Source organism: Bacillus sp. AFS077874 (assembly GCF_002566505.1).
In the GTDB taxonomy this organism is placed as follows: domain Bacteria; phylum Bacillota; class Bacilli; order Bacillales; family Bacillaceae_G; genus Gottfriedia.
Genome location: NZ_NUYF01000058.1, coordinates 25,345 through 48,532 on the forward strand (window position 1 = coordinate 25,345; position 23,188 = coordinate 48,532).

25 protein-coding genes are annotated in these 23,188 nt (G+C 31.5%); 21 read left to right on the forward strand and 4 right to left on the reverse strand.

Annotation, left to right across the window (positions count from 1 at the left end):
- Nucleotides 1-59: 59 nt before the first annotated feature.
- Nucleotides 60-440: a FixH family protein gene (locus COJ46_RS23055; RefSeq protein ID WP_176522565.1), complete on the forward strand. Its 381-nt coding sequence runs from the start codon at nt 60-62 to the stop codon at nt 438-440.
- Between the two features lie 122 nt (nt 441-562).
- Here COJ46_RS23055 and COJ46_RS23060 read toward each other — a convergent pair whose 3' ends face one another.
- The gene (locus COJ46_RS23060) at nt 563-1,003 is read right to left on the reverse strand and encodes a cupredoxin domain-containing protein (protein WP_069032110.1); all 441 of its coding nucleotides are present in this window, start codon (nt 1,001-1,003) and stop codon (nt 563-565) included.
- 201 nt (nt 1,004-1,204) lie between these two features.
- On the opposite strand from COJ46_RS23060, the gene COJ46_RS23065 reads away from it, so the two are divergent.
- The 5 genes from COJ46_RS23065 (at nt 1,205) to COJ46_RS23080 (ending at nt 3,423) form a co-directional block, all read left to right on the forward strand.
- Entirely contained in the window at nt 1,205-1,960 is a 756-nt protein-coding gene (locus COJ46_RS23065; protein ID WP_097976927.1) for a sporulation protein, read from the forward strand.
- 179 nt (nt 1,961-2,139) lie between these two features.
- On the forward strand, nt 2,140-2,436 hold the full coding sequence (locus tag COJ46_RS23070) for a hypothetical protein (protein ID WP_097976928.1): 297 nt from the start codon (nt 2,140-2,142) through the stop codon (nt 2,434-2,436).
- A 233-nt stretch (nt 2,437-2,669) separates the two neighbouring features.
- Nucleotides 2,670-2,873, forward strand: coding sequence for a hypothetical protein (locus tag COJ46_RS24245; RefSeq protein ID WP_141437801.1), 204 nt, complete (start codon nt 2,670-2,672; stop codon nt 2,871-2,873).
- 14 nt (nt 2,874-2,887) lie between these two features.
- Nucleotides 2,888-3,208, forward strand: coding sequence for a DUF2085 domain-containing protein (locus COJ46_RS23075; RefSeq protein ID WP_097976930.1), 321 nt, complete (start codon nt 2,888-2,890; stop codon nt 3,206-3,208).
- Nucleotides 3,209-3,291: 83 nt separating this feature from the next.
- On the forward strand, nt 3,292-3,423 hold the full coding sequence (locus COJ46_RS23080; protein WP_056466015.1) for a DUF4023 domain-containing protein: 132 nt from the start codon (nt 3,292-3,294) through the stop codon (nt 3,421-3,423).
- Nucleotides 3,424-3,522: 99 nt separating this feature from the next.
- Here the strand turns inward: COJ46_RS23080 and COJ46_RS23085 are convergent, their stop codons facing one another.
- A complete protein-coding gene (locus tag COJ46_RS23085) occupies nt 3,523-3,675 on the reverse strand; it encodes a YpzG family protein (RefSeq protein WP_069032114.1) in 153 nt (50 codons plus the stop codon).
- 436 nt (nt 3,676-4,111) lie between these two features.
- Between COJ46_RS23085 and COJ46_RS23090 the strand changes: the two genes are divergently transcribed.
- Complete coding sequence (locus COJ46_RS23090) at nt 4,112-4,897, forward strand: DUF4931 domain-containing protein (protein ID WP_438825642.1); 786 nt, start codon at nt 4,112-4,114, stop codon at nt 4,895-4,897.
- 79 nt (nt 4,898-4,976) lie between these two features.
- Here COJ46_RS23090 and COJ46_RS23095 read toward each other — a convergent pair whose 3' ends face one another.
- Nucleotides 4,977-5,468 carry a DinB family protein gene (locus tag COJ46_RS23095; RefSeq protein WP_097976933.1) on the reverse strand — a complete coding sequence of 164 codons (492 nt, stop codon included), beginning with the start codon at nt 5,466-5,468 and terminating at the stop codon, nt 4,977-4,979.
- 295 nt (nt 5,469-5,763) lie between these two features.
- On the opposite strand from COJ46_RS23095, the gene COJ46_RS23100 reads away from it, so the two are divergent.
- From COJ46_RS23100 to COJ46_RS23125, 6 genes are all read left to right on the forward strand, one after another.
- Nucleotides 5,764-6,519 (forward strand): DeoR/GlpR family DNA-binding transcription regulator, encoded by a 756-nt coding sequence (locus COJ46_RS23100; protein ID WP_286133577.1) that lies wholly within the window; start codon nt 5,764-5,766, stop codon nt 6,517-6,519.
- Nucleotides 6,516-7,427: a 1-phosphofructokinase gene (gene pfkB, locus COJ46_RS23105; RefSeq protein WP_097976937.1), complete on the forward strand. Its 912-nt coding sequence runs from the start codon at nt 6,516-6,518 to the stop codon at nt 7,425-7,427. The genes COJ46_RS23100 and pfkB overlap by 4 nt, the downstream gene beginning before the upstream one ends.
- Nucleotides 7,428-7,438: 11 nt before the next feature.
- Nucleotides 7,439-9,289 (forward strand): PTS fructose transporter subunit IIABC, encoded by a 1,851-nt coding sequence (locus COJ46_RS23110; RefSeq protein ID WP_097976939.1) that lies wholly within the window; start codon nt 7,439-7,441, stop codon nt 9,287-9,289.
- A gap of 177 nt (nt 9,290-9,466) precedes the next feature.
- Nucleotides 9,467-10,963: a spore germination protein gene (locus COJ46_RS23115; RefSeq protein WP_097976940.1), complete on the forward strand. Its 1,497-nt coding sequence runs from the start codon at nt 9,467-9,469 to the stop codon at nt 10,961-10,963.
- Nucleotides 10,953-12,056, forward strand: coding sequence for a GerAB/ArcD/ProY family transporter (locus COJ46_RS23120; RefSeq protein WP_176522566.1), 1,104 nt, complete (start codon nt 10,953-10,955; stop codon nt 12,054-12,056). The genes COJ46_RS23115 and COJ46_RS23120 overlap by 11 nt, the downstream gene beginning before the upstream one ends.
- Nucleotides 12,046-13,173, forward strand: a complete 1,128-nt coding sequence (locus COJ46_RS23125; RefSeq protein WP_097976944.1) for a Ger(x)C family spore germination protein — start codon at nt 12,046-12,048, stop codon at nt 13,171-13,173. The genes COJ46_RS23120 and COJ46_RS23125 overlap by 11 nt, the downstream gene beginning before the upstream one ends.
- A 37-nt stretch (nt 13,174-13,210) precedes the next feature.
- On the opposite strand, the gene trhA is transcribed toward COJ46_RS23125, so the two are convergent.
- Nucleotides 13,211-13,858 carry a PAQR family membrane homeostasis protein TrhA gene (gene trhA / locus COJ46_RS23130; protein ID WP_097976946.1) on the reverse strand — a complete coding sequence of 216 codons (648 nt, stop codon included), beginning with the start codon at nt 13,856-13,858 and terminating at the stop codon, nt 13,211-13,213.
- A gap of 141 nt (nt 13,859-13,999) precedes the next feature.
- Between trhA and COJ46_RS23135 the strand changes: the two genes are divergently transcribed.
- The 8 genes from COJ46_RS23135 to gnd all read left to right on the forward strand — a co-directional run bounded on the left by COJ46_RS23135 (nt 14,000) and on the right by gnd (nt 23,185).
- Nucleotides 14,000-14,572 carry a DUF1836 domain-containing protein gene (locus tag COJ46_RS23135; protein WP_097976948.1) on the forward strand — a complete coding sequence of 191 codons (573 nt, stop codon included), beginning with the start codon at nt 14,000-14,002 and terminating at the stop codon, nt 14,570-14,572.
- A 567-nt stretch (nt 14,573-15,139) separates the two neighbouring features.
- Nucleotides 15,140-15,652, forward strand: coding sequence for a methylated-DNA--[protein]-cysteine S-methyltransferase (locus tag COJ46_RS23140; RefSeq protein WP_098566382.1), 513 nt, complete (start codon nt 15,140-15,142; stop codon nt 15,650-15,652).
- A 30-nt stretch (nt 15,653-15,682) separates the two neighbouring features.
- On the forward strand, nt 15,683-16,501 hold the full coding sequence (locus COJ46_RS23145; protein WP_097976952.1) for an SPL family radical SAM protein: 819 nt from the start codon (nt 15,683-15,685) through the stop codon (nt 16,499-16,501).
- A gap of 91 nt (nt 16,502-16,592) precedes the next feature.
- Nucleotides 16,593-17,018, forward strand: a complete 426-nt coding sequence (locus COJ46_RS23150; protein ID WP_097976954.1) for a GNAT family N-acetyltransferase — start codon at nt 16,593-16,595, stop codon at nt 17,016-17,018.
- A 222-nt stretch (nt 17,019-17,240) separates the two neighbouring features.
- Nucleotides 17,241-18,431, forward strand: a complete 1,191-nt coding sequence (locus COJ46_RS23155) for a DUF445 domain-containing protein (RefSeq protein ID WP_098566383.1) — start codon at nt 17,241-17,243, stop codon at nt 18,429-18,431.
- Nucleotides 18,432-18,703: 272 nt separating this feature from the next.
- Nucleotides 18,704-20,203, forward strand: a complete 1,500-nt coding sequence (gene zwf / locus COJ46_RS23160) for a glucose-6-phosphate dehydrogenase (RefSeq protein WP_097976958.1) — start codon at nt 18,704-18,706, stop codon at nt 20,201-20,203.
- Nucleotides 20,204-22,198 (forward strand): transketolase, encoded by a 1,995-nt coding sequence (gene tkt, locus COJ46_RS23165; RefSeq protein ID WP_097976960.1) that lies wholly within the window; start codon nt 20,204-20,206, stop codon nt 22,196-22,198.
- 93 nt (nt 22,199-22,291) lie between these two features.
- Nucleotides 22,292-23,185, forward strand: coding sequence for a phosphogluconate dehydrogenase (NAD(+)-dependent, decarboxylating) (gnd, locus tag COJ46_RS23170; protein WP_097976962.1), 894 nt, complete (start codon nt 22,292-22,294; stop codon nt 23,183-23,185).
- The last annotated feature ends 3 nt before the right edge of the window (nt 23,186-23,188 follow it).

Consider the following 23,188-nt stretch of genomic DNA (forward strand, 5'->3'; position numbering starts at 1 on the left):
TAATGAACCTTTTTAAGTAAAGTAAGGGTGAGAATTTTATCTAAAAAGGAGTGATGTTAATGAAGAAATTCTTTTACATATTCATAACTATGTTATGTATTTTACTAGTTTGTTCTGGCTGTGGAAAAAAGGCTGAAGTTAAATCGAGCCCTTTTTTAGATCATATTAAATTTTCAATTAACGAAGAAAAATTAAGAAATAAAAACCATACACATGTGTATCTAGTAAATTTAGTAGATTCAGATGGAAAAGAAGTTGATGTAGATTCGATTAATTTTAAAATGGAAATGAAAAGTATGAATCATCATGTTGAAGCGAGTATGAAGAAAATAAATACAGGTATATATGAAGTGAGGTTGGAACTACCAATGGAAGGTACTTGGAGTAAACAAATTACTTTAAAAAAAGGTAAAAATGTACGTAAAGTATCAATTAAATAAACAAGAATCAGAAAAAGATAGTAAATATAGTAAACTAGACTATTTTTACTATCTTTTTTCATGAAATAAAATTAGTTGTTCATATTAGCCAGATTGATTTACCAGCTTCTGTTATTAAATAATTAATCTACAACAATATAACCAATCATCGGTGCCCCGTCATGGGAATGTGTATCACAAATTAATCGGTATGTACCTTCTTTTTTAAAGAATAAAGGTACCTCAGTCGTTTTACCTTTGACAACTACACCCGTGATATTTGTTCCTTCGATATGGAAACTATGTTCTTTTCCGTTTATTCCATGAATTTTTAAATTTACTTTTTGGTTTTTTTCAACAACTATCGTACCGGGATCCCATCTATAAGCTTCGATTTCCGTTCCATCATCTAGTTTTGTACTGAATTCGGCTGTAATCATATCGATGTCTATTGTTTTTACGTGCTGCTGCTCTACTGCAGTTTGAACTGAATTTGGAGTTAAGTAATACCAACCACTTAATCCAATCACTACAAGGAGAAAGCAAATTAATAACCATTTTTTCTTAATAAAAATAAAGTGCATATGACACCTCCAAAATTAATTTCATATTATAAAATATGCTTATCCTACTAATAACTTGTCTACTAATTCTACTTTCATAAGTTTCATAATTATTTCTATTATTCATAATGTATAGAAGGGAAAAATTACTAAATTTTGATTATTCAAGAATGGTAATCTACTCTATAATGGAAATGTAGTAATTTTTTTGGAGGGGATCTAATGTTTAAAAAAGTACTAGCTAGATTAGGAATTGGAGCAGCTTCGGTAGATACAATTATTCATACGAAAGATTTATATCCAGGAAAAAATGTTGAAGGTGTAGTTGAAATTAAAGGTGGTTCAGTTGCACAAGAAATTAATCATATTGGGCTTAAATTAAAGTCTTATGCTAAAAAGAAAAGTGGAGACGATGAGGTAAACGTTAAAATCCAATTACATGAAGAACGTGTATCCGGCAAAATGAAAATTGAAGCGAATGAAGAAAAAGTAATTCCTTTTTCGTTCCAATTGCCATTTTACACACCGATTACATTAAGACATGGCCAAGTTTGGATTGAGACTGATTTAGATATCGATTTAAGTATAGATCCAACAGATACTGATTTCTTAAAGGTTCATGCACATGAAGAATTAGCAAACTTTGTAGAAGCATTTAAAATTCTTGGCTTCCGTTTACGTCAGGTCGAGGTGGAGGCTCAAAATGGTCGATTTTATCAAGAGTGGGAGTTTGTTCCAAGCTCTAAAAGAGAATGGCGATTTGATGAAATTGAATGTATGATCGAACCGAATAAAGACGGACTGTTTATGGTGGTAGCAGTAGATAAAGCTGGTTCATATCGTGGTTTAACAGGTTTACTACAAGAGTCATTGGGATTAGATGAAAAGAAAACATCACTTAGCTTTAAAAATGAGCAACTTAAAGATGTGCAATCAATTGCAAATTCGGTTAGGGCTTTTTTACAACAATATAACTGATAAAAAAGTAAGAGAGAGTTTTTGTCTCTTGCTTTTTAATTTTTACACTTTCTGAAATTCTCATTCTTTAGACTGAATTTAAATGGAATTTATAATAAAAACTATCCGTAAAAGAATTTATCGAATACAATAGTAATTATTAGAAAAAATTAACATTTTTAAGTTGAAAAGGAGATTTAATGAGATCTAACGTGAAAAATATGAAATGGATTTCGGGTGGTTTTGAAGCATTACTCGGGATACCAGTTTTAGGTGGATCAATCGTTATTGGTTTTGGATATACGCCATTATTTATAGCTTTAATCCTCCACATTATTACACTCGTGTTAGCGAAAAAGGCTGGTGTCTCTGCTAGTGGAAATATTTTTGGAATCGTAACTTCTTGTCTTGCATGGATTCCAATATTAGGTATGATTATGCATATTCTATCAGCTATTTTTATATTAATTGGTGCAGCTACTCAGCGTTCAAAATAGACTTATTTGGGATTATTACTAAGTTTTATGTGAATAAGTACAAGACTAACATCAGTTTAATCTTTAGTGAATACACAAAGTTCAAAAAAATTTGACTAACATCAGGTTAGTCTTTCATTCTTTTTAAGAAAGAGTGGTAAAGTTGGTCTATTTCTTAATCAGTGGTTTTTTCATTCTTCTTATTTTTAGGAATTGTTTTAATTATAAAGGGTTTTTTAGTAAAAGGACTAATTTTGATTAGTGCAAGTATCGTTTTTGGAATTATTATGATTATTTACTATGAGCGGAGGAGACAGAAAAGGGGATTCGATTGGTGTGATTGCGGTGATTTTGGTTTTATACCAGATTGTGACATCCCTGATTGTCATCATCACATGCCTGATTGCACACCGGATTGTGCACCAGATTGTGATTGTAGTCCAGATTGTCCAAGCTAATAGGGGGATTAATTTTGATTTTAAATTGGATTCCATGTCATCGTAAGCAAGAAAGGTCATTTCAAGGTTCTTATACTTTTCCACTATGTGCAAGATGTACTGCCATACTTCTGGGTTATTTGTTTCTTCCATTTCTATTTATGATCTCATCATTTATATTTTGGTGGTATATTCCTATTTTAATGATTCCGTTATTAATTGATGGGTATACACAAAAGTGGAAATGGAGAGAAAGTAATAATTTCTTACGTTTCATAACAGGATTCTTATTTGGAATTGCTCAAACAATCTTGATTGTTAAGTCTGTTTTATTTTTGATTCAAATTCTTATGTAACTTCTATATCACGCTAATATGAATTTTTTCCTACCTGATTGGTTAAAGTAACATTTAGATTCTTTACTAAGGAGGATTAATAAATGGAAGATACACATGAATTTGTCGAAAAATTACATGAAAAACAAAGAAAAGACCAAAAAAATAAAGAACACCAAGGTAATGGAACACCAAATGAAAAATTACCTACTAAGCAACATGGAACAAATAAATAATGATTGTTTTACTGGCCATGGCAAATGTCATGGCTAGTTTTAATTTGATAAAAGAAAGGAAGACATCTAAATGTCTTCCTGCTCCTTAATTATCCATTTTTACCATCTATGTGCCTTAGCATTGCTTCTTAAAATGATCGTGTTCTGAGACTCCATAGTATGTCCATTGACTTGTGATTTAGCATGTTTAGGTCTAGTCCAATTGTGGTAAAATTTCTGAGAATGAGGATCTAAATGATTTTTTAATGTCATGTTTGATTCACCTCTAAGATAATTTAGGATATCTTTGATATTCAATTGAATATCGTTGTTAGTATTTGAAACTTAGTCGAAAAAGATACTATTTTAAGTCACTAAAATTAATTTGATTTAATTTTACATGAGATTTTGGTTTATACGATATAAATTAACTTTAAGTATTTAAGGTGAAAATAGAATTTCATTTAAGTAAATTGTTAAATCTAAAAATTAATGGTTATTAATGAGCGTTTTAATTGATAATCCATTGTATCGTTTATTATTATTTTAAGTAATAGAATATACATCTTGCTAAGTTGTTGAAATAAGATGGCAATTTTCAATAAGAAAAAAACAATTGTGTATTAACTAAAAAATGATGTATTTTCAAAGAGGAGAATATTTAGTCTAACTTTTTTTCAATTTATTCAAAGGGGAAACCGTAATGGATATTCAAAATGAGGTTTTACAATTTAAGATGGATATAGGCGTTAAAAAACCTGATAGTATTAAAAATAAAGAAGTTAAATGCCCATTCTGTGATCGTGAAAACTTAACTGATATTATCGATACAGCTGGCTCGATCATTTATTTGAAAAATAAATTTCCAACATTAGAAGATACTTTTCAAACGGTTATTATTGAAAGCGATGATTGTGAAGGAGATCCTTCGAAATATTCATTAACACATTTGACAGAATTATTAGCCTTTGCAATTGATAAATGGGATGAAATGGAATCAACAGGGGAATATAAATCTGTTATTTTATATAAAAATCATGGCCCATTATCAGGGGGAACACTGAGTCATCCGCATATGCAAATTGTTGGCTTAAAAAATATTGATTACGACAAAAAGGTAACAGATGTATATTTCGAGGGGATTACCATTTCGTCGGGTAATGGATATGAATTAAACATTTCTACTCATCCAATTATGGGATTTAGAGAATTCAATATTCTTATTGATGATCCCAAATTTGTTCCACAAATGGCCGTCTACTTACAAACGGTTACACATTACTTACTTAACCATTTTTATAAAGGACTTCAAAGCTATAACTTATTCTTTTATAAATGGAAGGGGAAAATTATTTGTAAAATTATTCCAAGATTTGTTGTATCGCCATTATTTATCGGCTATTCAATTTCTCAAGTGTCAAATCAGTTAGAAGTACATAAAGATCAACTCCTTAGTCTTTACCAAAAAGAATTAGAGGCAATTTCTTCAATATAAAAGAGAGCTTACAAGGCGTAAGCTCTTTTTTGTTTTTAGGAAAACTTCTATAATCAACTTCCAAGTAACTATAATCCGATTATTTAATAAATAATTCGTTTTTTAATTCTCTAATTTGATCAATATGACGTTTTTCATGAACACCTATAAAAGGAATCCATTGTTTTAAATTGATTTGTCCAAAAATCGGATGTGGCATTCCCTTATCATCCAATTTATGATCTTTAGTTAGTTCAACAAATTCATGTAGTGATTTTCTAGATTGGTTCAATTTCTCAGTCATTTCTATTTTAGTAATGAATTGATCAGTTGGTTCAAAATGAGGTGGAGAGGTTATTTTTTTAGTACGATCAGTTGCTAGATGAATTGGCTTATCTTGTATAACTTCACTAGGTGCTTCATTAAATGTACGTGTCATTAGCTTTACTAATTTAGATTCCATCAAGTATAAATGTTCAAGTACTTGGATAATGGACCATTTTTCATTATTTACCTTCTTATTTAACTGTTCATCTGTTAAATGATCAATCACTTCAATAAGTTCTTCACGAATTTGGATATTCTCTTTCAAAAGGTATTCCCCATTTCTATTTTAATAATGATAAACCAAAATTTTAACCAGACTCTATGAATCTAAAATTTGAGTATTACTTATTTAGATAAATATTATGAGTAATCATAAGAAATAATATAAAAAACAAATTTACCTTCTATTTTTAGATTAATGTAGCTTGTAAATTTTTACAAATTTGAACGGTTTTGAAAACTTTTGAGTGGTTTAGGTTGTTAATGAACGTTTTTGGAAGAAAATGATTGATTTTTTATTTTTTGTGTCTTATACTTGGTTTTATGAAAGGATGAATTCTATGTTAACTCCGGAAAGACAACAATTCATTATAGAGATGATAAAAAGAATGGGTATTGTGAAATTAAGGGATATTGTAGAGGCTACAAATACTTCTGAGTCAACAATACGTCGTGATTTAGTTGAGCTTGAGTCTCTTAATCTCTTAAAAAGAGTTCATGGTGGAGCAGCTTCAATCAATAGTAAAGCCACTGAATTAAGTATGACTGAAAAAACATCCAAAAACGTTCAAAGTAAAAAATTAATCGCCGGGCTTGCAGTAACTCAAATTAATGAGGGCGATTGTATATATTTAGATGCTGGTAGTACTACATTCGAAATGATTCCTTTATTAAAGGGGTTAGATGTAACAGTCGTTACGAATGGATTAATGCATGTTGAAGCTCTTTTCGAAAATGAAGTGTCCGCATATCTTATAGGTGGAAAAATGAAAGGGCATACAAAAGCGTTGATTGGGAGTATGGCATCTGAAAGTCTAAAGAATTATCGGTTTGATAAATGTTTTATTGGGGCGAACGGTATCCATCCTCAATTTGGCTACACTACGCCAGATCCTGAAGAGGCGTTTGTAAAGAAAACAGCAATCTCTATTTCAGAGAAAGTATTTATAATAGCTGATTACAGTAAATTTGGTGAAACAAGTTTTGCGAAGATTGGTGAAATTGAAGAAGCGATTATTTTAACGGACGAAATAGATGATGCTCTAGCCAAACAATTAGAGGAAAAAACATCTTTGATAAAGGTAGTGAAATCATGATTTATACAGTAACACTTAATCCTTCAATTGATTACATCGTTGAAGTAGAGGATCTAGGGTTAGGAAAAATTAATCGAATGAAAAGGGAAAATAAATTTCCTGGTGGTAAAGGAATTAATGTTTCTAGAGTTTTGAAAAGATTAGATGTGGAAAGCATAGCACTTGGTTTCGTTGGAGGATTTACAGGAGATTTTATTAAAAATGTCTTGGAAAATGAAAGCGTTACATCTGACTTTGTTCAAGTAGAAGGCGATTCTAGAATTAACATAAAATTAAAATCTCTACTAGAAACTGAAATTAACGGACAAGGCCCTGCAATTTCTGAAGAAAAATTAGATCAATTTTTTTATAAATTAAAACAAATTAAAAAAGGAGATTATGTTGTATTAGCTGGTAATATCCCTAATACATTACCAGCTGATTTATATGAACAATTGACTTTGTGGGGACAAGAAAATGGGATTCATATCATTGTAGATGCAAGTGGAAAAGTTCTTTTAGATGTGGTTAAACATCGTCCATTTTTTATCAAGCCAAATCATCATGAATTAGGTGATTTATTTGATGTCAAAATTACTTCAATTGAACAAGCAATCCCGTACGGTAAAAAATTAGTTGATATGGGTGCTCAAAATGTAGGGATCTCGTTTGCAGGTGATGGAGCGATTTTAATTACAGAGTCTTCTGTTTATATATCAAATGTTCCAAAGGGAGAAGTAATTAATTCAGTCGGTGCAGGTGATTCACTTGTGGCTGGTTTTGTTGGTACTTATGTAAAAACAAATAATATTGAAACTGCATTTAAAGTAGGTGTAGCATCAGGTAGTGCTACCGCTTTTTCAGAGGATTTAACAAAAAGAGAGAAAATTGAAGAATTACTTAATCAAGTAAAGATTGAAAAAGATTAGGGGGGCGAAATATGAGAATCACAGAATTATTAAAAATAGATACAGTTCTCATTGATTTGAATTCATCATCAAAAATGTCAGTAATTGATGAATTAATACAAGTTTTAGATCAAGCCGGGAAATTAAACGATCAACAACAGTTTAAAGAAGCGATTTTAACACGTGAAAGTCAAAGTACAACAGGAATTGGAGAAGGTATTGCAATTCCACATGCTAAAACTGCAGCGGTTAAGACTCCTGCCATTGCATTTGGTCGATCAAAAGATGGGATTGATTATGAATCACTTGATGGTCAACCGGCTCATTTATTTTTTATGATTGCAGCTAGTGAAGGTGCAAATAATGCACATTTAGAAACATTATCTAGATTATCTTCACTATTAATGGATGAAGAATTTCGCGGCTCTTTATTAAGTGCAAAGGATGCAAATGAAATTATTCAATTAATCGATCAAAAAGAAAAATCGTTAAATAATGAAAATGAAGAAACAGTTTTAGAAGATTCTTCACGTCCACTGGTTCTTGCAGTAACTGCATGTCCAACAGGTATTGCACACACTTATATGGCGGCAGATGCTTTAAAGGCAAAAGCAAAAGAATTAAATATTGATTTAAAAGTTGAAACGAATGGATCAACAGGGATAAAAAATGAATTAACAAAAGATGAGATTAATAGAGCAGCAGCTATTATCGTTGCAGCAGATAAACAAGTTGAAGTAAATCGCTTTGATGGAAAACATGTCATCCAAGTACCAGTAGCAGATGGAATTCGTAAGCCAAAGGAATTACTTGAAAGAGCTGTTAAACAAGATGCACCAATTTTTCAGGCTAATCATAATGGTGGAGGAAGTTCTTCAACTAATCAAGGTTCGGGGATTTACAAGCACTTAATGAATGGTGTAAGTAATATGTTACCTTTTGTAGTTGGTGGAGGAATTCTAATTGCGTTAGCATTTGCTTTTGGAGGAATTCATACAAAAGGTCCTATTGCTGAATTACTAATGAAAATTGGAGGAGCTGGTGCTTTTAGTTATTTAGTTCCTATATTAGCTGGTTTTATTGCAAGTTCGATTGCCGATCGACCTGGATTTGTACCAGGGGTAGTTGGTGGATTTTTAGCTTCAAGTGCTGGCGCGGGATTCTTAGGTGGTTTAATTGCAGGTTTCTTAGCTGGTTATGTTGTACTTGGACTAAAGAAAGTATTTTCTAAGTTACCAAAATCATTAGAAGGTATTAAGCCGGTTCTATTATATCCAGTATTTGGATTATTAATTACTGGTGTTTTAATGGAATTAGTCGTAAATCCTCCTGTAACTTATTTAAATTCAGCTTTAACTCATTGGTTAAGTAGTTTAAATGGTGGAAACGCTGTATTGTTAGGATTAATTCTTGGTGGAATGATGGCAGTCGATATGGGTGGACCTATAAATAAAGCTGCATTCACATTTGGTATAGCTGCAATTGCAGCAAATAATTTTGCACCACATGCTGCTGTAATGGCAGGTGGTATGGTACCTCCATTAGGTATTGCTTTAGCTACTACACTTTTCAAATCGAAGTTTACTGAAATGGAACGTAAATCAGGTATTACAAACTATATTATGGGGATTTCTTTTATAACAGAAGGAGCGATACCATTCGCTGCTGCAGACCCAGTAAGGGTAATTGTCAGTTCTGTTGTAGGTTCTTCAATCGCAGGTGGACTTGCAATGGCATTTGGTATTACATTACCTGCCCCACATGGTGGAGCATTTGTTATTCCGTTAGTAAATAAACCAGTATTGTATTTACTAGCTATCTTAATTGGCTCGATTATCACAGCGATCATGCTTGGAATTTGGAAAAAAAGAGTAAATGAATAATTAAGTACAATAAAAAGGCGACCTTAAAGTCATTACTTTGACTTATAGGATCGCCTTTTTTTATTCAAATGTTAACAGTTTTACAAATACTGGGATTTACAAGTGAATAATAACCTTAATTTAACGCAAAATAAATCTAATTTATTGTATGAGTTTGGAAATTAGGTGAAATGCATAATGCGTTCTAATAAACATAACCAAAATAATCGAGGTTCAATCATCGAAATTAGTGGAAATTTGGATCAGAATGTAGAAAATGTAAAAAAATCACTAATAAATACAAGTGATTTAACAATCAGACATTTAATGTTTCATCATAAAAAGATTGTAGTTGTCTATATTAGTACAATTGTAGGTAGAGAAGCTCTTGAAGTCCAAATTATTCAACAAATTATTAATAATCCCAAGGATACGATTCCGAATACAGTAGCAATTAATGATGTTAAAAGTTCGGATTCATTTGATGAATGTATTCTCAGTATTGTAAAAGGAAACACGCTCATTTTCACAGAATTTGAAAAAAATGTAGTTATTTTAGAAACTACTTCCTATCAAAATAGATCTATTCAAGAGCCTAGTAGTGAGCAAACGATCAGGGGCTCCCATGACGGATTAGTAGAATGTATACTGACAAATATTAATCAAATAAGACGAAGAATTAGTAATCCTAATCTTGTTGTAAAAACTTTATCATTAGGGGTAGAATCTGACACGCGATTAGCAGTTATATATATTGATACGATTGCAAATGAGGAGTTAGTCAAGGAAGTCCATAGAAGACTTTCATATATAAATGTTGATTATGTCCATTCACCAGGTAATCTTGAGGAATTTATAGAAGATGACCCTTATTCACCTTTTCCGCAAGTATTAACAACTGAGCGATCTGACCGAATAGCTGGAAACTTAATGGAAGGAAAGGTTGCTATTTTAACAGATGGTAGCCCTTCAGCACTTGTTTTACCAATTACTTTTTTCACTTTTTATCAATCACCAGATGATTACAATAGCCGATGGATGGTCGCTTCATTTGCACGTATTTTAAGATTGGTTAGTTTTTTAATTTCTATATCATTGCCTGCTTTATATATTGCATTAGTTTCTTTTCACTTTGAAATTATTCCAATAGATCTAGTATTTAATGTAAAAAGTTCATTAGAAAACGTTCCATACCCACCGTTAATTGAAGCTCTAGGAATGCAAATAACGTTAGAATTGCTTAGAGAATCAGCAATACGGTTACCTAATCCAATTGCACAAACAATAGGTGTTGTAGGAGGTTTAGTTATTGGAACTGCTGTTGTACAGGCAAATTTAGTTTCAAATACGATGATTGTCGTTATTTCACTTACTGCAATTGCATCATTTGTTGTACCGGACAATGAAATGGGAACCTCTGTCCGATTGCTTGGATTTCCACTAATGTTTGCAGCATCGTTAATTGGATTAATAGGAATTGTTTTTGGACTCAGTTTTATCCTAATCCATCTATGTAAACTTGAATCGTTTGGGTCACCATATTTTGCGCCATTTGCTCCATTTAGAAAATCAGACCTAAAAGATACAGTTGTTCGTGCGCCATCATGGAAAATGAAAAAACGACCGTTTGCACCTTTACCAAAGAATTTTAAAAGAGAAAATAATTCTAGAGGATGGAAAAATGATGAAAAATGAAAAGATGCTTTCAATAACGCAATTCACATTCGTCATCATTCAAGCGCAAATTGGTGTGGGATTACTTTCACTACCATATGTAGTCCATAAACATGCAGAACACGACGGTTGGATTTCAACATTAATTGCTGGGGTTGGGATATTTGTACTATTACTAATAATGTGGTTACTTGGTAGTCGATTTCCAAAAGAAACGATCTATGAATATGTATCGAAAATAGTCGGTAAATATATTGGGACTGTAATTTCGTATCTTTATATCATATTTTTCTTTATTGTTGCGATTTATATCGTGATTATCACCATTTCTGTACTGAAAAAATGGATTCTTACATTTACTCCACCTTTTGTATTAATCCTATTTATAGTTGGTACAGGGGTTTATTTAGCAAAAGAAAATATGAAAGTAATTGCACGATTTTTTACTTTCGTTTGTATTTTAATTTTATTTTTGATTTTCTTTGAAATTTGTTCTTACAATAACGTAAATTATCGTTATTTATTTCCAATTGGACAGGCGGGTGTTAAAAACATCCTTCTTGGAGCACATGATGCGCTAATCTCCATGATGGGATTTGAATTTATTTTAGTATTATTTCCGTATGTAAAAGGAAAGCCAAATAAAATATTAAAAGCTGGAACGATCGCAATTAGTTTTGTTAGCCTTTTATATACATTTTTTTTAATTACAAGTTATATGAGTTTTAGCAAAGCAGAAATTGAAATCATACCTGAGCCAATCTTATATTTACTAAAATCATTATCATATGAAGTGATTGAAAGATTAGACCTTGTCTTTCTATCTATTTGGGTTGTACCAATCTTAACTTCATTTGTGACCTACTTATATTTAACTAGTTTCGGAATCAGCAAACTCTTAAAGTTTAAAAGCCATAGTAAAACAACTATTTTTATAGGAATTGTCATGGCGATTATCTGTACTTTTTTACCAAATAGTGAAGAATTTATAATGAAATTTGGGACAATTCTTTCTTTTACAAGTTATGTTTTTATCTTTGTATTACCTTTAATTTTATTAATTGTTTCGCTTATTAGAAAAAAGAAAGAACTCGGTAATTCATATGAAATATAAAATGGTATTGATCTCTTTAATTTGTATTTTGCCTTTAACTAGTTGTTGGGATCAAAGATTACTAAAGGAGTCTAGGCTTGTTTATAGTGCTGGATTTGACTTAGCAGAGGATAATAATATGCTAGTAACTGCAGTCATTAAAACAAATAGTCAAGGTGGAAGTGATCCTTCACAAGTTAAAACAACAAATGTCATTATTACTACTACTGGAAAAACAACAAGTGATGCAAGAATAAAAATTACTCGAAAAGTAGCGGGAGATTATGCTACTAATAAAACAAGAGTTTTATTACTTGGAGATGAATTGTCTAAACAGGATATTTATCCTATATTCGATGTTATATATAGAGACCCAAGAAGTTCATTAGGGGCAAAAGTTATTATTACTAAGGGCCGAGCGATAGATGTTTTAAAATTAAGCAAAGTAGAGGAAACCCTTGTAAGTGAAGAAATTTTGGATCTAATAACTAACGCAGAAAGCCATACGATGATTCCTATTGGAAATGTCCAAACGATTTGTACAATTATGTTCGACCCAGGTGAAGATATTTTTTTACCGCTAATTGAAAAAGATGATGATAAATTGATTGATATTTCTGGGGTAGCATTATTTAACGATCACAAATATACAGGGTATAATCTTTTAGGTGATGAACCTACTATGTTACTTTTATTTAAAGATCAAATGAAGAAGTACGCAAGATTTAATCTAGAAGTTAGTCCGAAAGAAAAAGAGATTAGGGAACGGTATATAACGATTCAAGTGAAAAAAAATAAGCCGAAAATGGAAATTAAAGTTTCAAAAGACAATAAAATAACCGTAAATTTAAATCTAAAACTGGACGTCGATACACTTGAGTACGCACATGATGAATTAGATTCCAAAAAATTAATAGATATGTTAAACAAAAAAATATCAATGGAATTAACAAAAAAAGCTGAAAAAATTATTAAAACAGTTCAAGAATCAAATTGCGATGCATTCGGAATTGGTAGACAGTTAATTTCATTTCATCCAGACGTGTGGAAAAAACTGGATTGGAACAAAGACTATGCTAAAATTACAATTAAACCAAAAGTTGAAGTGAACATTGTCGGAACAGGTATCTTAAAATAATAAAAAACCATCCATTGAGGATGGTTTTTTTGTTTATTTAGATTACAAAGTAATAAACACAGAAGAAATGACAAAGTGTTCCAAGCATAATGAAAATATGAAAAATTTCATGGAATCCCCAATTTTTAAAAGATAAAAATTTAGGTTTAACTCCGTAAATCACGCCACCAACCGTGTAGAAAATACCACCTAAGATTAGCGCGAACATTCCTTTCATACTAATCGCATCAGATAAAGGTGCCGAAGCAAGTATAATGACCCATCCTAAAGCGATATAAAGGGCTGTTGATAACCATCTTGGGCAACTAAACCAAATCAACTTGAATAAAACACCACAAAATGCAATGAAAGAAACAATTGAAAAGATGATCCAACCCAATGTTCCTTTTAGACTAATGATACAAAATGGAGTATATGTACCTGCAATTAAGACAAAGATCATTGAGTGATCCATCCGTCTTAAGAAAGCGATTATTTTATCGCTAGCTTTTGCCATATGATAGGTCGTTGAAGCTGAATAGAGAAGAATCATACTTACACCGAATGCAATAACCGCAGATGTTTGTAACACACTTCCACCAGAAAAAGTTGACTTTAAAACCATCGCTAGTAACCCAAATAATGATAATACAGCACCGACTAAATGTGTCATGGAATTAATAGGTTCACGCATAAAGTTCCCCATGTATATCTCCTCCAACTATGTTATGTAGTTTTCATAACTATATATAAAGTTATCATTAACGACATTATATAGTCAAGTGTTTAAAGTGCAATTTATTTATGTTAAAATTAAACAGTAAATTATATAAAAAGAGGACGTAAAATGAAAAAGATTAATGAATTAATAGAAGAAATAGATTTAGATAAAAAAATAGTATTAGATGATATTCCTAATCTTGATCTTTATATGGATCAAGTAATTCAACTATTTGATAATAAATTTGCGAAACCGAATACTAATGAAAAAGTAATGACAAAAACAATGATTAATAATTACGCTAAAGCTAAATTGCTTTTCCCAATAAAAAATAAGAAATACACAAAGAATCATATAATTTTAATCAGTTTAATTTACCATTTAAAGGGTGCACTTTCGATTAATGATATAAAAGAAACTTTAAACGGTTTAAATCAAAGAATCCTTGAAAACAATGAAATAAATATTGATGATATTTATTCAAGTTTTTTACATTTAAATGAACTAAATATCGAAAAGTTTAAAACTGAAGTTCAACAATCTAGTGAAAATGTAAACAAAGAAATTGAAGAGATTGATGATGAAAGTAAAGAATATATTGAACAATTACTCTTAATTTCTTCTTTCGTTAATATGAGTAATTTATATAAAAATGCAGCTGAAAAATTAGTAATGGATATGATTGAGAAGCAGAAATAGAATACATTTTTGGAGCTTTGTGGAAGGGTAAGGGGCCGATTCAATTGTTTGCTCAATGCATAAAGTGGCCCCGCCTTATATTTAGTAGGATGTACGAGCTTTAGGGTATTATTAATGGACTTGATCGCGTCCTTGCAGGTAATTAGCTGATATATATTTTTTTATTCATTCTAGAAAGGTTTAGAGTATATTTACTAGCTTTTCATTTGAAATTACACTCTAGTACACAAACTTAAGGCTATAATACCCTAACTGGTATGGGTAATTTTTTATTTTATTTGCGATTCTTTTGAAATTAATTGCAGTTTAGGTAATTTTATTTGCTATTCTCTAATTTTAATTGCAGTACACTTTTATTTGCACAGATAGACTCCCTATTTGAAGTGATCCAGCACTTTTTTACAATTCTCAAGGCCTTATTTACAGAGTTCTCCAAGACTTTATCCGCAGTTCATTCTAAACTATTTTTCAAATTCTTGCTCTTTCATTCTAATAACAGCCCATTTTTCTTAATTAAGTCTATAATAAAAATTAAATAAGACCATGAAGAGCAAAGGGTGATTTAAATTGCATTCAACTGAAAAATTATATTGGACTTTAATTGAACATAAAGAATGGAAGATTCATATTGCTGCAACAACAAAAGGGCTATGTTTCGTAGGCTCACAATGTGGAATCATTCAAGAATTAATTTTATTTAAGGATAAATACTTTCCTAGAATTGAAATGATAGAAGATGAAACAATATTAGAAGCTTATAAAAAAGAGATTATTGAATTTTTAGAGGGCGATCGGACTAATTTTAAGAGTAGGCTTGATTTTCGTGGTACTGCTTTTCAAAATTCAGTTTGGAGTGCGCTATGCTCGATCAATTATGGAGAAACTAAAACTTATTCCGACATTGCGAGTTACCTAAATAAGCCAAAATCTGTTCGAGCAGTCGGGAGAGCAATTGGTGCAAATCCATTATTAATCATAATTCCTTGTCATCGTGTAATTGGAATGGATGGATCTTTAACTGGCTACCGTGGTGGTTTAGAAATGAAGAAAAATCTTTTAAAAATTGAAACTAGAAACTAAAAATGTAGATATTAATTAGGAGGTGTTTGGATGAAAAGTGAAATATTTTATAAAAATCCAAAAACCATCCTAAATAAAGGTACAGGTTTTCTCTCAGGATATACTCACTCTTTAAATCCTTATACTGGTTGCTCATTTGCCTGTTCATTTTGCTATGTAAGACAAATGCCTGTTTCACTTTTTCGAAAAAAAGAATGGGGTAGTTGGGTTGATATTAAACAGAGTGCCCCTACTATTCTAGAAAAAGAATTGAAAAAGGCAAAAAGCAAAGATAAAGTAACCATTTTCATGTCTTCTAGCACAGATCCTTATCAACCAATTGAATTTAAAGAAAGATTGACTAGAAGTCTATTAGAAGTCATGCTGCAAAATCAACCAGATTTTTTATTCGTTCAAACTCGGAGTCCGCTTGTAAAAAGAGATATTGATCTCTTAAAGCTATTTAAGGAGAAAGTACGTGTAAGTATGACGATTGAAACTGACTTGGATGAAATTAGAAAGTCTTTCTCACCAAATGCACCTCCTATTAATGCACGACTTAAAACGATCGAAGAACTTGTAAAAGCTGGAATTCCAACCCAAGCTACAATCGCTCCTATTCTGCCTAGTAGCGAGGAATTCCCAATAATGTTATCGGAAATTGTTCATAGAATCTGTATCGATGATTTTTTCATGGGTGACGGAAGTGGAGGGAAACGAACAAGTCGTCTTGGCATTGAAAAAAAATATACTGAGCTTAATCTAGATGATTGGTATGGTCCAGATGCCTATCATATAGTTTATCAACGGTTTAGAAAATATTTTTCAGAGGATCAACTTTTTATTAGTCAAAAAGGTTTCGAACCATAAATAAAAAATTAAAAAATATCAATTCATAAAAAAAGACAGAAAATTGTGGTATTTTATAGTTGAACGTTTTTTATGAATGGAGAGATAAAAGATGGCAGAAATAAAAATAATGAAAACTAGTTCGGATATTTTGAAAACATTTCAAACAGTAAGTCAATTACGTCCACATTTAAGAGAAGATGAATTTGTAAACACGATTAACAGATTAATCAACACAAATAATTATCATCTTGTAGCCGTAATCGAAAACGATGAAGTAACAGCTGTTGCTGGTTATCGTGTAACAGAATCATTAGCATGGGGGAAATATTTTTATGTTGATGACTTAATTACAAGTGAAAATCATCGTAAAATGGGCTATGCACAACTTTTGTGGAACTGGTTAATACATGAAGCAAAACAAAATAATTGCGAACAATTCCATTTAGATTCAGGGGTACAGCGTTACGATGCTCATAGGTTTTATCTTAAAAATAGTTTAAATATTACTTGTCATCATTTTCAATTGAATTTTTAAGTAAATTAGTGTGAACTCAACTCTCAAAATTAGTTATAAAATATATACTCTATACATTGAGGCTGTGAGAACAGTCTCTTTTTTGTTAGTTAGTTAGTTTAAAAAAACTTTACTAATATGCTTACGGATCAAATCTTTTATTTTTTAATTAGAATTGATTTTAGAAAATAAATGAAAGGAATGATATACTATTTTCAAATAGATACAGGAGGCAAGTAGTAAATGAAAGAAAAGAATTCAAAACGGCTAGCCAATATTTCACTTATAGTGGCAACTTGTGGTTTCGCTGCAACAATGCCGTTTCAAACTAAATTATTTCAAATCCTTTCTGGTGGATTTGAGGCAGCTTTAGTAGGTGGTCTAGCGGATTGGTTTGCAGTTACTGCAATGTTTCGTCATCCTCTTGGTGTACCGATCCCACATACAGCCTTATTGCCTAAAAATAGAAAGAAGATTACAGAGGGGATTTTAAGCACACTTAATAATCAATGGCTAAGTAAAGAAAGTTTAATTGAAAAGGTAGAAGAACGTGATTGGATTAATCAAGGTATGAATGCTTTTGAAAAGATGCTTGAAAATGATGAATCAAGAAATAAAATGGTTCATTCAATCAAGCAGTTTGGTGCATCTATTGAGGATGATAAAATCAAAGAATTTTTATTAAATACATTTAAACCGACAATTGATTCCATATCATCTCAGAACTTATTAAGTAAAGCTGTCGATACGGTTATTGAGAAAGAATGGGATGCAAAGACATATGAATTTTTAATTAATAAAATCGAAGAAACTGTTAGCCTACCACATATTAAGGAATTAATCGGCAAAGAAGTTATACAGTTTATCGAGCGAAAGTTTTTTATGATTAAAGCTTTTCTACCAATGATTGGAGAAGAGAAAATAACAGAATTTATACATAGCGGATTAATCGATTTACTAACTGAATTAAAACACCCTAATAGTGACAGAAGGAATTTCATTTTATCGTTTATTCGAATGGAAGCTGAAAAAAACAAATCGAATGAAAACATTATTCGCCAATTAGATGAATGGAAAATTAAAGGCTATGAATATATAGTAGATCAAGCAATTAAACTGTTTAGAACAAAAATTAATGACGAAGCTTTTATTTTAAATGCGATCCAAAAAATAATCAGCTTCATTAAAAATTCGAATTGGATTGATAATGTTGAGCAAAGTTTTAAGAAACTATTAACCAATACAATTGAAAAATATCACCACAAAATTAGTGATTTAGTAAGATACAATATTGAAAAATTATCTACTGAAGAAATAACGGATTTATTGGAAAATAAAATTGGTAAGGATATTACTTGGATTCGTGTAAATGGAGCGGTTTGTGGATTTATTATTGGTCTAGTATTGACAAGCCTAAGATTGATTTTCACATAATATTTCATTCTAAAGCCTTAATTAACGTCAAACGTTAATTAAGGTTTTTTTAATGAAATTAAAAAAATCCAATAAATAGAAACATAAGCATTTTATTGGAAAGAAAAATTTTTTTCATGTATTATAGTTTTGGGTAAAAAATATTTTCCGAATGAATAATTGGAATAAATTATTTGAACTAACATTAGCTCTAAATAAAAATAAAAGATCGTTTGAAAATATATTTTTTATTATCAACTAGTTAAAAGTTCGACTAAGAGGAGGTTTAGTTAATGGATTCTATGTCATTTGTATTGTTCGGAGCCACAGGCGATTTAGCAAAACGAAAAATTTTTCCTGCTTTATATAATTTATATATAGATCAAAAGATGCCTGAGTCTTTTTCAATCATTGGAATTGGTAGAAAAGATTTTTCAAATGATGAATTTCAGAATCAAGTAATGCAATCACTAATTACTTTTTCAAGACGTTCTATAGATGATCAAAAAATGGTCCAAGAATTTCTAGATTCAATTCGTTACCAACAGCTAGATATCACGAACAAAGAAGGATTCGTTGATTTATTAGATTTAGTCAAAGAAAGAGAACTGGAATTACAGATACCTGAAAACAGATTATTTTATTTATCTGTAGCACCAGAATTTTTTGAAGTTATTGCATCAAATATTAAGGGAAGTGGACTTGGTACGACAAAAGGTTGGAAGCGTCTAATTATTGAAAAACCTTTTGGACGTGACTTGAAAACTGCTAGAGATTTAAATGAAAAATTAAGTAAGTCATTTAATGAAGATGAGATCTTCCGAATTGATCATTACTTAGGCAAACCTATGGTTCAAAACTTAGAAGCTTTAGAGTTTGCAAATCCAGTTTTACAAGCGTTATGGAACAATCAATATATCGCAAATGTTCAAATTACGGCAAGTGAAACAGTCGGAGTTGAAGAACGTGCGGGTTATTATGATAAATCTGGTGCAATTCGAGATATGTTCCAAAATCATATGTTACAAATGTTAATGATGTCTGCTATGCATTTAACGAAACAAAATACTGCATGCGATGTGAGAGCTGAGAAGAAAAAGGTTCTTGAATCTCTTCGACCTCTATCAAAAGAAGAAGTAGTTTCTCATGTAGTTCGAGGTCAATATGGTTCTGGTGAACAAAATGGTAAAAAAGTAGTTGCATATAGACAAGAACCAGGAATTGAGTTTTCATCACAAAATGATACTTATGTAGCAGCTAGAGTATTAATCGAAAACGATTTTTGGAAGGGAATCCCATTCTATATCCGTACAGGTAAAAGAATGAAAGAAAAATCAACTCGAATCGTTTTTGAATTCAAAAGTCCGATTCAAAACCTTAGAACTGACAATGGAACAAATTTATTGGTTATTGAAATTAATCCTAATGAAAGAGTTTCTTTCTATTTAAATAGTAAAAACGTAGAGGGTAATATTGAACCTGTACAAGCTGAGTATTTTGCGAATAAAGAAGATCGTCCAGAAGCGTATGAGTTATTAGTTTACGATGCGTTACGAGGCGATTCGAAATTTTTTGCTCATTGGAATGAAGTAGAATTATCATGGCAATGGGTTCAACCAATTTTAGAAGCATTTGAAGAAAATTTAGTACCACTTCATACTTATAAATCCGGTTCATTTGGTCCAGAAGCTGCTGATGATTTATTAGCAGAAGATGGTTTCAAATGGTGGTTAGATAAAGATTTTGTACAAGATAATGAAAACAACAAAACAGATCTAAAAAGGAGTATTTAAATTATGAGTTCGATTTCTACATTATCAATTAATACAATTCGTACACTTTCAATTGATGCGATAAACCAAGCTAATTCTGGTCATCCTGGTTTACCAATGGGTGCAGCTCCAATGGCATATGCATTATGGGCAGAGCATTTAAAGCATAATCCAAAAAGTTCAAAATGGTTTGACCGTGACCGTTTTGTTTTATCAGCTGGTCATGGTTCAAGTATGTTATATAGTTTACTACATCTTGCAGGCTACGATGTTTCAATCGAAGACCTTAAAGATTTCCGTAAACTAAATAGTAAAACACCTGGTCATCCTGAATTTGGACACACTGATGGTGTTGAAGCTACGACTGGACCATTAGGTCAAGGTATCGCTACTGCAGTTGGTATGGCAATGGCTGAAGCTCATTTAGCAGGTAAGTTTAACAAAGATAAACTTTCTATTATCGATCACTTTACTTATGCATTAGTTGGTGATGGTGATTTAATGGAAGGTGTTGCATACGAAGCTATGTCACTTGCTGGCCATATGAAACTTGGTAAGTTAGTTGTATTATACGATTCAAACGATATTTCATTAGATGGTACATTAAATCTTTCTTATTCAGAAGATATGAAAAAGAGAGCTGAATCATTTAACTGGCAATATTTAAGAGTAGAAGATGGAAACGATCATGTAGAAATTTCTAAAGCGATCGAACAAGCTAAACAAAACACAGACCAACCGACAATTATTGAAGTTCGAACAATTATTGGATACGGAAGTCCAAAAGTGGCTGGTACAAATAAAGCCCATGGTAATCCATTAGGTCTTGAAGAAGCAAAAGAAACGAAAAAAACATATGCTTGGAACTACGAAGAAGATTTCTTTGTACCAGAAGAAGTTAAACTACATTTCAAAGAAATACAAGAAAAAGGCAGTGAAAAAGAAGCTGAGTGGAATCAATTATTTAATGCATACCGTGAAGCTTACCCAGAATTAGCTGCTCAGCTTGAAAAAGCAATTAAAGGTGAAGTTTTAATCGAAACAGAAGATTTATTAACTTTTGACGAGAATAAAACAATCTCTACACGAGTTGCGAGTGGAGAAGCAATTAATCACTACATTAAAACAGTTCCTGAAATTTTTGGTGGAAGCGCAGATTTATCTCATTCAACAATGACAGATATTAAAGATGAAAGTAAATTTGCTGTCGAATCATTTGCTGGACGCAATATTTATTTTGGTGTACGTGAGCATGCGATGGGTGCTGCTGCAAATGGTATGGCATTACATGGTGGAGTTAAGCCTTTTGTAAGTACATTCTTCGTATTTAATGATTATTTACGTCCATCAATTCGTTTAGCAGCATTACAACAATTACCAGTAACATATGTATTCACTCATGACTCAATTGCAGTTGGTGAAGATGGTCCTACACATGAGCCAGTTGAACATTTAGCTGCTTTACGTGCAATCCCTGGTTTAACTGTTATTCGTCCATCAGACGCAAATGAAACAGCTAATGCTTGGGCATATGCGTTACAAAATACAAATGGACCAATCGCTTTAGTATTAAGTCGTCAAAATTTACCTGTTTATGAAGAAACAGCTTCTAGATTAGATAATCTTTCAAAAGGTGGATATGTTTTAACAGAAACGAACGATCAACCAGACTTAATTTTAATCGCTACAGGTTCAGAAGTATCACTTGCAGTGAATAGTAAAAATGAGTTAGAAAAAGAAAACTTATCAGTTCGTGTTGTAGCAATGCCAAGTTGGGAGCTATTCGATCAGCAATCAGATGAATACAAAGAGTCTGTGTTACCATCACATGTATTAAACCGTGTTTCAATTGAAATGGGGATTTCACTTGGATGGGAACGCTATGTTGGTTTCAAAGGTAAAAAAATCTCAATTGAGACTTTTGGAGCATCTGGAACAGGTAATGAAGTAATGGAATTATTTGGTTTTAGTACTAAGAATGTAGTAAACGTAAGTAAAACTTTATTAAATTCTTGATTTAAATAATATTTTATTTATTTTTTTAACATAAAAATTTTTACTTAGAGAAAAACATTAATATTACTGTAGATATTATGGGAGGATAACGTAATGAAAGTTGGTTTAATTGGATTAGGAAAAATGGGTCTAAACTTAGGTCAAAATTTAATGGATCATAACCACGAAGTAGTAGCATTTGATTTAAATACTGCTGCTGTAGAAGAAATGAAAGGTTTAGGTGCTGTTGGTACTACAAGCTTAGAAGAATTAGTTAAAAATCTTGATACTCCAAGAGTTCTATGGATCATGGTACCGCATGGTGTTGTAGATTCAGTTATTAATGATGTTAAACCATTCTTATCAGAAGGGGATATTATCATTGAAGCAGGAAACTCACATTATAAAGAGTCTATTAGACGTTATGATGAATTAAAAGAACATAGTATAAGGTTCATGGATGCTGGTACTTCTGGCGGTATGGAAGGCGCTCGTAACGGTGCTTGTTATATGGTTGGTGGAGACCAAGAAGCTTGGGAAATCGTAGAACCAATCTTTAAAGATACTTCAGTAGAAAATGGTTTCCTATATGCTGGTAAAATTGGTAGTGGACATTTCCTAAAAATGGTTCATAATGGTATCGAATACGGTATGATGGCTGCAATCGGTGAAGGATTTGAAGTATTAGAAAAAAGTGACTTTGATTATGATTATGAAAAAGTTGCGAAAGTATGGAATAATGGTTCTGTAATTCGTTCTTGGTTAATGGAATTAACTGAAAATGCATTCTCAAAAGATGCTAAGCTTGATGAAATTAGAGGCGTAATGCATTCATCTGGTGAAGGAAAATGGACAATTGAAACAGCTCTAGACCTTCAAGCTGCTACACCAGTTATTGCAATGTCATTATTAATGCGCTACCGTTCATTAGATAACGATACGTTCACTGGTAAAGTTGTTGCGGCTCTTCGTAATGAATTTGGTGGACATGCAGTTGAAAAGAAATAAATA

Bases quoted from the DNA above. Each gene is read 5' to 3' on its own strand.
- COJ46_RS23055 (WP_176522565.1), top strand. From the start codon at position 60: ATGAAGAAATTCTTTTACATATTCATAACTATGTTATGTATTTTACTA.
- COJ46_RS23060 (WP_069032110.1), bottom strand. From the start codon at position 1,003: ATGCACTTTATTTTTATTAAGAAAAAATGGTTATTAATTTGCTTTCTC.
- COJ46_RS23065 (WP_097976927.1), top strand. From the start codon at position 1,205: ATGTTTAAAAAAGTACTAGCTAGATTAGGAATTGGAGCAGCTTCGGTA.
- COJ46_RS23070 (WP_097976928.1), top strand. From the start codon at position 2,140: ATGAGATCTAACGTGAAAAATATGAAATGGATTTCGGGTGGTTTTGAA.
- COJ46_RS23080 (WP_056466015.1), top strand. From the start codon at position 3,292: ATGGAAGATACACATGAATTTGTCGAAAAATTACATGAAAAACAAAGA.
- COJ46_RS23085 (WP_069032114.1), bottom strand. From the start codon at position 3,675: ATGACATTAAAAAATCATTTAGATCCTCATTCTCAGAAATTTTACCAC.
- COJ46_RS23100 (WP_286133577.1), top strand. From the start codon at position 5,764: ATGTTAACTCCGGAAAGACAACAATTCATTATAGAGATGATAAAAAGA.
- pfkB (WP_097976937.1), top strand. From the start codon at position 6,516: ATGATTTATACAGTAACACTTAATCCTTCAATTGATTACATCGTTGAA.
- COJ46_RS23110 (WP_097976939.1), top strand. From the start codon at position 7,439: ATGAGAATCACAGAATTATTAAAAATAGATACAGTTCTCATTGATTTG.
- COJ46_RS23115 (WP_097976940.1), top strand. From the start codon at position 9,467: ATGCGTTCTAATAAACATAACCAAAATAATCGAGGTTCAATCATCGAA.
- COJ46_RS23120 (WP_176522566.1), top strand. From the start codon at position 10,953: ATGAAAAATGAAAAGATGCTTTCAATAACGCAATTCACATTCGTCATC.
- COJ46_RS23125 (WP_097976944.1), top strand. From the start codon at position 12,046: ATGAAATATAAAATGGTATTGATCTCTTTAATTTGTATTTTGCCTTTA.
- trhA (WP_097976946.1), bottom strand. From the start codon at position 13,858: ATGGGGAACTTTATGCGTGAACCTATTAATTCCATGACACATTTAGTC.
- COJ46_RS23135 (WP_097976948.1), top strand. From the start codon at position 14,000: ATGAAAAAGATTAATGAATTAATAGAAGAAATAGATTTAGATAAAAAA.
- COJ46_RS23145 (WP_097976952.1), top strand. From the start codon at position 15,683: ATGAAAAGTGAAATATTTTATAAAAATCCAAAAACCATCCTAAATAAA.
- COJ46_RS23150 (WP_097976954.1), top strand. From the start codon at position 16,593: ATGGCAGAAATAAAAATAATGAAAACTAGTTCGGATATTTTGAAAACA.
- COJ46_RS23155 (WP_098566383.1), top strand. From the start codon at position 17,241: ATGAAAGAAAAGAATTCAAAACGGCTAGCCAATATTTCACTTATAGTG.
- zwf (WP_097976958.1), top strand. From the start codon at position 18,704: ATGGATTCTATGTCATTTGTATTGTTCGGAGCCACAGGCGATTTAGCA.
- gnd (WP_097976962.1), top strand. From the start codon at position 22,292: ATGAAAGTTGGTTTAATTGGATTAGGAAAAATGGGTCTAAACTTAGGT.